The sequence below is a fragment of the Chromohalobacter sp. 48-RD10 genome, assembly GCF_029889785.1.
In the GTDB taxonomy this organism is placed as follows: domain Bacteria; phylum Pseudomonadota; class Gammaproteobacteria; order Pseudomonadales; family Halomonadaceae; genus Chromohalobacter.
Genome location: NZ_JARANX010000039.1, coordinates 1 through 7,725, shown reverse-complemented (window position 1 = coordinate 7,725; position 7,725 = coordinate 1). Strand labels below are relative to the sequence as shown.

Sequence of the window (7,725 nt, the reverse complement as noted above, 5' to 3'; positions counted from 1 at the left end):
GGGAGCCAACCGGAGCTGTGCCGCTCAACCCAGGAAAGTGCCAGGAAATCAAGCGTAACCAATGCGCGGCTTAGAACAAACTTTTTGGACAACTGGGTTGAAAACTACCGAAGCTGCTAGATGACCACATGAGCTCCTATTGGTAAAGCGCTACGAGGCCCGTCGTAGAGCGGTTTTTCATGCATTTTCCCTGGCGATGTGTTCGTGCTGGACATGGGCGAGCCTGTGAAGATCGCCGAGCTGGCGGGCCATATGGTGCGCCTCTCCGGCCTGGAGCCGGCCTTCGTCGGCCGCGACGAGGGCGACGCCGCCAGGCGAGGCGATATCGAGATCGTTTACTCCGGCCTGCGCCCCGGTGAGAAGCTCTACGAGGAGCTGCTGATCGGCGAGGACCCGGGCGAGACCCGCCACCCCCGGATCATGACCGCCAATGAGGTCTCGATGGCCTGGGCAGAGATGCGCCAGCTGTTGAGGCGCTTGCTGGAAGCTTGCAACCGCTTTGATTATCCGGCATTGCGCGAGCTGCTGCTGGAGGCGCCCACCGGCTACCAGCCCCGCGGCGGTATCGAAGATCTGCTATGGCATGCGCAGCAAGCTAATCGAAAGCAAGCACAAGGTGACGGTGACCACCCTGAAACTCCGGTGGACCTTGTCCCACTCAAGAACGCGATGTCCAGCGAGATGTAGGATTCTGAATTCACAAGTATCAATGATAAGCGCGATCATACAGCCCGGCCTTGTGCCGGGCTGCTGCGTTTTGGGGCTCAATCCTCCAGTGAGAAGAAATCACCGGCATTGTCTTCGAAGGCATCGGCGATCCGAATGTAGCGCTCGAAGGTTCTCTGATCGCGATGTCCGCTCATTCGTTTGATCTGAAGGTCGCTCTTGCCACGGAGATGCGCTTCGGTAATGAATCCGGCCCGGAAGCTATGCGGCGTGTACCCCTCCGAGATTAGATCGGCCTTCTCGATGGCCTGCTTCATTCGGACATACACGTTGCCGGACGACATACGGCCCGCCCCCAGATTCCCCTTGCAGGTAATCCCCCGAAAGATCGCTCCACGATTGATGCCAGAGGCCGCGAGCCAAGTTTCGAGCATCGCGACGGGGCAATAGGCAGTGTTCGCGGGGGCTCGCGGGATGCTCTTGGTCTCGACGCGCCCCGTGTGATTGGTTTTGCTGTGATGCAGCGTAATGGTGACGCCCTGAGGCAGCCATTGCAGGTCCTCGACGGCGATCGCCACGATTTCGCTACGCCGAAAGGCGCCATAGAAGCTCAGCAGGAACATGGCACTGTCACGTAGCCCGTGCAGTGACGCACTGTCGATGGCTTTCAGCAGGCGGTGCAGCTCCTTGAGGCGTAGTGCTGGGGCAGAGGCCTGCCGCATGTCACGGCTCTTCTTGATGCCGCGCAAGACGCTGCGCACCGCCATCGTTTTGACGGGCGAGGGGAAGTTCATATATCGATGCCACATGTGCAGGGAGTTGGCGTATCGCTCCAGTGTGGCTGGCTTTTTGCCTTGGGCATTCTGCGCGGACAAGTAATTGGCGATATCGGTCTCCGTGGCAGGCAGGGGACCACCGGCTTGCTGATAGATGCGGATATCGGCCCGCATGGCGCGTACGCTGTTAGCCGAAACGCTCTGGGAGAGCAGGCGCCGAGCCTCGCGGGAGAGTCCTTCGTGGCTGACGGTGAGCCCCGAGCGGTCGGAATGCCGTGTCGAGGCAGTAAGATGTCGAGGTTTTCGTTTGAACGACATAACGATGCACCCTGGAATAATAAGGCCGCGTCAGTGGGGCAAAAGCCTCCTGCCGCTGGCCATACGACGTGAGTGTCATACCCAGCCTCATTCCGGCCCCGTCACGTGGGACGTGGAGCCGGTAATGAGGTCCTGGCGCGAGACGTGGTCGACGATGAGCCGCCACCGGATTGGCGGGTTAGGGCAACAGGCGCAAGGCCACCAGACGTTCAAAGAAGGCTCGCGAGAAGGCCACATCGGGATCCAGGTGCTCGGCACTGCCTGCGACGTCGAAGGTAACCTCTGTCGATGGCTCACCTCCCTGACCGGTCCTGGTTGCCTCCGCACTGTCATCGGGCGGTGCCGCATCCTGTGGCGCCAGTGGTGGTGTTGACGCCTCATGGTCCGAAGGGGCGGCCGGGTCTGACGCTGTCTCCGGCATCGGAAAGGAGACTGTGGCCAGGTCCTCGGGCAGGTCTTCCGCGATCCGTCGGGCATAGTGCCGGAGATGCGGCTCATTGAGGGCATAGAGGAAACACTCGGCATCGTCATCGCCCTCGCGACGGATGATCCGCCCCAGTACTTGCCGGAAATGCTGCTCGGTACGGACCTGACTCAGGTAGCAGCACACGCGAAGGCGGGGAATATCGACGCCCTCGCTGACCATGCCGACCGAGACGATCCACTCCGTGGTGGCATCGCCAAAGGCCAGGAGACGCGCCTGGGCATTGGCCGCCTTGCTGGTGACCAGACACACCGATTGGTGCCGATCCTCCAGCGCCTCGGCAATCGCTTCGGCATGCAGGATGTCGGACGCGACTACCAGGCCTGCGGCGTCCGGGTCCCGCTGACGCAGCTTGGCCAGCTGCTCGCAGCCTTGGTCCAGCAGGTGACGCATCGGCGCCTCATGGCGCAAGAGGCTGCTGTAGTGCATCGCAGGGTGCCGGAGGAGGTGGGGAATACTGGCAAACCGTCGGCTTTCTCGCCGTCCACTGCGGGGGTGATGGCGGGTGAGGCGGATCGAACGATTGTCGATCAGCTGAAAGTGGGGATGGCGGCAAATACCATCCTGGATCGCCTCGGTGAGGGTGTAGACGAAATCCGGCTGCAGTTGCTTCTGTGAGGTGGATGCTGCATCACTGCCGGAAGAATCGTCCTCGTCCGGCGCCTCCATGTAGCGCAGCAGCGGCAGGCAGCTGCCATCGGTGCGCCAGGGTGTGCCCGAGAGCGCCAGGGTGTAGTGCACCTGGCGCTCCAGGGCCATCAGGGCCAGGCCCCACTGGTTGGCACTGTTGGGTGCATCGGTTTGTCCCGCGGCATGATGGCTTTCGTCCCAGATCAGCAGCACGCGCTTGTGCTGACACAGCTGCTGCAGTTCCGTGAGACGGTGATGCAGCGCATGGTAGGTCAAGGCCACGCCGCCGGTGCCCAGGCGCCCGCTCATGCCGAGATTCGTGACCTGTTCCAGTGTGGCCCGGGCTCGTTCAACCACCGCGGTGGTGGGCCCCAGGTAAACCACCAGCTCGACTCCACCGTTTTGCAAGAGCTCATCCGCCAGGACGGCCGCCATCAACATCTTGCCGGCGCCGGGTGTCGCCTGGCACAGGAAATGTGGGTGGGTCTCCGACAGCGTTTGCAGCGCCTGCTCGATACAGCGGGCCTGCCAGGGACGTAACGCCGGGCAGTCGATCGAAGTCATCAAGCGATTGGTGTGGCGGATGTTCATGATGTTGCCTCCTCTCCAAGCTGCTTGCGCAGGGTGATGACGGCATCCAGCGCCCCTTTAGCCTCGCTGCCGCGCTGGCAGGCGGCTTCATGTAGGGGGTGGATCAAGGCCTGCTGGTCCGGATACTGCGACAGAATGTGGGCGTAATGGCTTGCCTCGCCCAGAGCCGCTTGCATGTCGAGCTTGAGGCGATGGCATTCCTGAGACAGAAACTCAGCAAAGTCTCGCGAAGTCTCCATCGCGTTCGAGGCGTCTGCCGGGGGGTATGAGTGTGCTGTGGCGCTCGTCGCCGTTTCAGCGCCGTGATGTGGTGGCATGGCAGTGGGGTCGGCAGAAGCGGAGCAATCGTCAGGCAGGTCGAGGATCTGGAAGATCGGGCGCTGCTTCCCCTGAACCCCGACACGCTGCGTCAGGCCTTGCCGCGTCAACGATCGGAGCCGATCGCGCACCTTGAGATAGACGGTCTTACTGTCCGCCCCGTCCAGGTCGGGGCGCTGGAGCAGCTCATCACGCAACTCACAGGCGGTGATGGGAGTGCCGGACTGCGCATACTGGGCCAGCAGGGCATTGAGATGATCGGCAATCATGCCGGAGAAGGTATGGGAACTGTGCAGAGGAAGAGAGGTATGCGGTGCGTTCATGACTCGACCTCCCACGGGGCATCAGTGCCCACGAGGTCGGCCGCACGTGCCAAGGCATCTGCCTTGCGCATATGCGCATGATATCGGCGGTAGCGAACCGTTTCGCTGCTGTTGGATGCCAGGGCTGACATGGCCATGGCGCGATGGGCGGCAGCGCGCGCACGGCGGTCGCTGCGGTGGGGGGACATAGTCAGTTTGACCATGGGTATAGCTCCTTTTGCTTTGGAGCCGTCCCCGCTGTCGCCAATACAGTGATGGGGGCGGCCGTACGCGGGTTGGCGAACCGGTGCAAAAGGGAACCGGCAGACCCGAGGGTCTCCCACGCACGACCGCCATAACACATGGCAGACACAAAAAAAGCGCCTTCCATGGATGGCGCTTGTGCGCCTTTTGCTTATCTCGGGTCGCCAAACCCGACCGGGCATTTTGGCCCGGCAAATGTAAAGTAGCAGAACGCCTGTCGGGCGTAAACCTTAGCCAACATCCTGAAACGGTTGGGTAACTCGAAGTCCGGAAGGCTGCATCCAGTGCGCATCAATCTCGAACCCTGGAGCGAAGGGGGAGCACGAGCATGGCTGAGCCGTCACCGATAGAGGTCCGGCACCTCCGCGCGAGTTATTTGGTCGTGGTTGCTGAGATAGCCGGCTTCATCCTCCGTCTTTCACTCGGATACTTGGCCGTGGACAGGGTGACGTACTCCAGCGACTGGATTCGCTAAGGGCGGGCGGCCACATGGATACCCTGCATGGTGGGGTAGGCCAGGGCGGTTTGCCTGAATGGCGTCATGTCCTCCCCGAGCGCAGGGCCGTCATAGCTTGACCCTGCCTTCATCCCCTATGATCACCGGGCGCAGCAGGTTGACGTGCAGCCACGTCTCGCGCAGTGCGGTGAGGTCCCCTTGGGCGATGACGTCCAGCGGCGACCGACCATTGAAGCCATCGTTGTGGTTGACCATCGACATGAAGCCGTACACCTTCGACGGATCATCGAACACCACGCCCAATGCGGCATGGATGTTGAGTAGGTAACTGACCCGGGCCAGCTGGTCTTCATCCAGATTGACCTGCCATTCGGGCTCACCGCGCTTGGCACGCGCATAGGTGTCCGAGGAGACCCGCAGGATCGATGTTGATCTTGCCCAGCAACAGTGGACACCCCGTGAAGGTAGTACACTCAACGAGGTGACCCATGGCCAAGCAAGCTACCCCGATGAAGAAGACCCGTGCCCGTTACTCCGACGCCTACCGCGAGGAAGCTCTTGCCCTCGCTGACCGAGTGGGCACTGCCGCTGCCGCCCGTGAGCTGGGCCTGCAGCCCAGCCAACTCTATCAGTGGCGCGCCAAGGCCCAACAGAAGAAAAACACCTCCGAGCGAGAGCGATCACTGGCTGATGAAAACGCCCGGCTGAAGCGGCAACTCGCTGAAATGTCAGAGGAACTGGCCATAACAAAAAAGGCCGCGGTGTACTTCGCGAAGAGCCTGAAGTGAAGTACGCCTTCATCCATCAGCACCATCAGGCATTCAGTATCCAGCGAATGTGCGCTGTCCTCGGTGTGGCACGTAGCGGCTACTATGCTTGGCGACAGCGCGGTGGCAAACCGTCACCGCGGCGCCGCCAGCAGGTCATCACCGACCAGCGTGTGGCATTGGCCTTTCAGCAGCAAAAGGGGCGCTCAGGCGCCCCCAGGCTGACCCACGACCTGAACGATGCCGGGGTCGCCATCTCCCGCAATACCGTGGCGGCAAGCCTTCGGCGCCAGAATCTGCGGGCCAAGGCGGCTCGTAAGTACAAGGCCACCACGAACTCACGGCATGGGCTGCCCGTGGCGCCCAACCTCCTGAAACAGGACTTTGCTGCGGAGGCACCCAACCAAAAATGGGTTGGCGACATCACCTACCTCGCGACGGGTGAAGGCTGGCTCTATCTGGCGGTGCTGATCGACTTGTACTCGCGCAAGGTCATCGGCTGGGCAATGAGCGAGCGGATGACCGCTGACCTGGTGGGCGATGCCCTGCAGATGGCCCTGTGGAGCCGCAAGATGCCCAAGGGCGTGATCGTTCACTCCGATCGCGGCAGCCAGTATTGTTCGACGCTGTATCAGTCGCTGCTGACCCGCTACGAGCTCCAGTGCAGCATGAGCGCCAAGGGTAACTGCTACGACAATGCCTGTGCCGAGAGCTTCTTTCACAGCCTCAAGGTCGAGGCCATCCATGGTGAGCGATTCGAAACGCGGGAGGCCATGCGACGGCAGGTGTTCGAGTACATTGAACTGGACTACAACCGGCAGCGCCGGCACAGTGCAATTGGGATGATCAGCCCAGAGGTCTTCGAGGCCCGAATGATCGCTTAGATCGGTGTCCACCAATGCTGGGTAAGATCAACCCTCCGCGCCCAGATGCCGGAGCCTGTCAACATAGATGACACATGAAATGGTTCTGGCTCTTTAAAATCCTGCTGCCTGCGGCACCGGATCCCTCTCGGGATTCAGGTGCACTACCTCTGGCAGGCTGAGGTTTCGGATGTCACCCGACCAACGCTCTGGATGACGCTGCTTCGCTGCCTCGAAGACCTCCCGGCGCTGCGCCAGGATACCTTTGGCCTCGCCGCTATGACGCTGACTCGGCGTGACGTATCGAAGGGCGCTGTGCCGGTGCTCATGGTTGTACCACTCGGTGAATCGCTGGACCCACTCCTGCGCCTCGGCCAGCGTGGCGAAGCCGTCGGCGGGGAATCCCGGCCGGTACTTCAGTGTCTTGAAGGCCGACTCGGCGAAGGCGTTGTCGTTGCTGACCCTTGGCCGGCTGTACGACGGGGTGATGCCCAGGTCGTAGAGCTTCTCCAGGAAGGTCGCCGCCTTCATCGGGCTGCCGTTATCTGAGTGCAGAATCAAAGGCTTGTGACGATCGGTGAGGTGCTCTCGCCAGCAGGCCTTCTGGATCAGTAGCGACATGTTCGTAATGTTGCCTAACGCCTGAACTCAGGTGCCGCCAAGCCGCGACAGCGGGTTGGCGGTCACCTGCAGTGATTTGTTAGGCTGTTCAGTCTACAAAGAATTCTTCCCATTCTGTATTTATAAATGATTGTTTAAGCTCCTTATAACCCTCAATCGTGTCAGACAAAGCCTTTTTCCGTTGTTTCTTTAACGATGTCGAAACATCCTGCCTTGCAACGCCTAAAAAGTCGGCAACTTTTCCAAAAGTTTCTGAACGATACTGCGTCAAATCTTCATAAGTGATATGTAGCACATTATGATGATTGAACCATTCTTCACCCTTTTTCTCCCATTCTCTTGTCTGGATGAATTTTTCTTCAGCCTCCTCTTTGGTAAAGCGTACTTGTAACGGCTTTTCGGGGTTCTGTTTTTTAGGGGACTGCAAAGACCAAATATCTGTGTAGTCGGCAATTTTCCTTGACGTGATTGTTTCTAGGATGTTTTCTCGAGTCAGATGTATTATATACAAGTCATCTTGTGCTCTAAGGAAATCCCAAATCTTAGATGTCGGGTCATCGGTAGTTTTCAACCCAGTTGTCCAAAAAGTTTGTTCTAAGCCGCGCATTGGTTACGCTTGATTTCCTGGCACTTTCCTGGGTTGAGCGGCACAGCTCCGGTTGGCTCCC

8 protein-coding genes and 1 pseudogene are annotated in these 7,725 nt (G+C 60.0%); 2 read left to right on the top strand and 7 right to left on the bottom strand.

The annotated features are described in order from the left end of the window. Window positions 1–204: 204 nt before the first annotated feature. Window positions 205–687, top strand: coding sequence for a polysaccharide biosynthesis protein (locus OP496_RS16130; RefSeq protein WP_280564818.1), 483 nt, complete (start codon window positions 205–207; stop codon window positions 685–687). A 77-nt stretch (window positions 688–764) separates the two neighbouring features. On the opposite strand, the gene OP496_RS16125 is transcribed toward OP496_RS16130, so the two are convergent. From OP496_RS16125 to OP496_RS16105, 5 genes are all read right to left on the bottom strand, one after another. After that, window positions 765–1,760, bottom strand: a complete 996-nt coding sequence (locus tag OP496_RS16125) for a site-specific integrase (protein WP_280564817.1) — start codon at window positions 1,758–1,760, stop codon at window positions 765–767. A 178-nt stretch (window positions 1,761–1,938) separates the two neighbouring features. Next, a complete protein-coding gene (locus OP496_RS16120) occupies window positions 1,939–3,465 on the bottom strand; it encodes a DEAD/DEAH box helicase family protein (protein WP_280564816.1) in 1,527 nt (508 codons plus the stop codon). Then, window positions 3,462–4,106 (bottom strand): hypothetical protein, encoded by a 645-nt coding sequence (locus OP496_RS16115; protein WP_280564815.1) that lies wholly within the window; start codon window positions 4,104–4,106, stop codon window positions 3,462–3,464. Before OP496_RS16115 ends, OP496_RS16120 begins: the two co-directional genes overlap by 4 nt. Beyond that, window positions 4,103–4,309 carry a hypothetical protein gene (locus OP496_RS16110; protein WP_280564814.1) on the bottom strand — a complete coding sequence of 69 codons (207 nt, stop codon included), beginning with the start codon at window positions 4,307–4,309 and terminating at the stop codon, window positions 4,103–4,105. Before OP496_RS16110 ends, OP496_RS16115 begins: the two co-directional genes overlap by 4 nt. Before the next feature lie 605 nt (window positions 4,310–4,914). Further along, window positions 4,915–5,283, bottom strand: a complete 369-nt coding sequence (locus tag OP496_RS16105; RefSeq protein WP_280564813.1) for a hypothetical protein — start codon at window positions 5,281–5,283, stop codon at window positions 4,915–4,917. 11 nt (window positions 5,284–5,294) lie between these two features. On the opposite strand from OP496_RS16105, the gene OP496_RS16100 reads away from it, so the two are divergent. Continuing rightward, window positions 5,295–6,457 (top strand): IS3 family transposase gene (locus OP496_RS16100; RefSeq protein ID WP_280564812.1). Its coding sequence is split into 2 segments (ribosomal slippage): window positions 5,295–5,553 and window positions 5,553–6,457, totalling 1,164 coding nucleotides; the frame shifts between segments, so codons are not numbered across the junction. A 93-nt stretch (window positions 6,458–6,550) separates the two neighbouring features. Here the strand turns inward: OP496_RS16100 and OP496_RS16095 are convergent. Together OP496_RS16095 and OP496_RS16090 are read right to left on the bottom strand one after the other, a co-directional pair. Further along, window positions 6,551–7,003 (bottom strand): annotated as a pseudogene (locus OP496_RS16095) (integrase core domain-containing protein); the annotation flags it as partial. Window positions 7,004–7,145: 142 nt separating this feature from the next. Further along, window positions 7,146–7,664: a Stf0 family sulfotransferase gene (locus tag OP496_RS16090; protein WP_280564811.1), complete on the bottom strand. Its 519-nt coding sequence runs from the start codon at window positions 7,662–7,664 to the stop codon at window positions 7,146–7,148. Between the last annotated feature and the right edge of the window lie 61 nt (window positions 7,665–7,725).

What these genes read in the sequence shown, in the direction of transcription:
- OP496_RS16125 (WP_280564817.1), bottom strand. Translation starts at nt 1,760, where the DNA reads ATGTCGTTCAAACGAAAACCTCGACATCTTACTGCCTCGACACGGCAT.
- OP496_RS16120 (WP_280564816.1), bottom strand. Translation starts at nt 3,465, where the DNA reads ATGAACATCCGCCACACCAATCGCTTGATGACTTCGATCGACTGCCCG.
- OP496_RS16115 (WP_280564815.1), bottom strand. Translation starts at nt 4,106, where the DNA reads ATGAACGCACCGCATACCTCTCTTCCTCTGCACAGTTCCCATACCTTC.
- OP496_RS16110 (WP_280564814.1), bottom strand. Translation starts at nt 4,309, where the DNA reads ATGGTCAAACTGACTATGTCCCCCCACCGCAGCGACCGCCGTGCGCGC.
- OP496_RS16090 (WP_280564811.1), bottom strand. Translation starts at nt 7,664, where the DNA reads ATGCGCGGCTTAGAACAAACTTTTTGGACAACTGGGTTGAAAACTACC.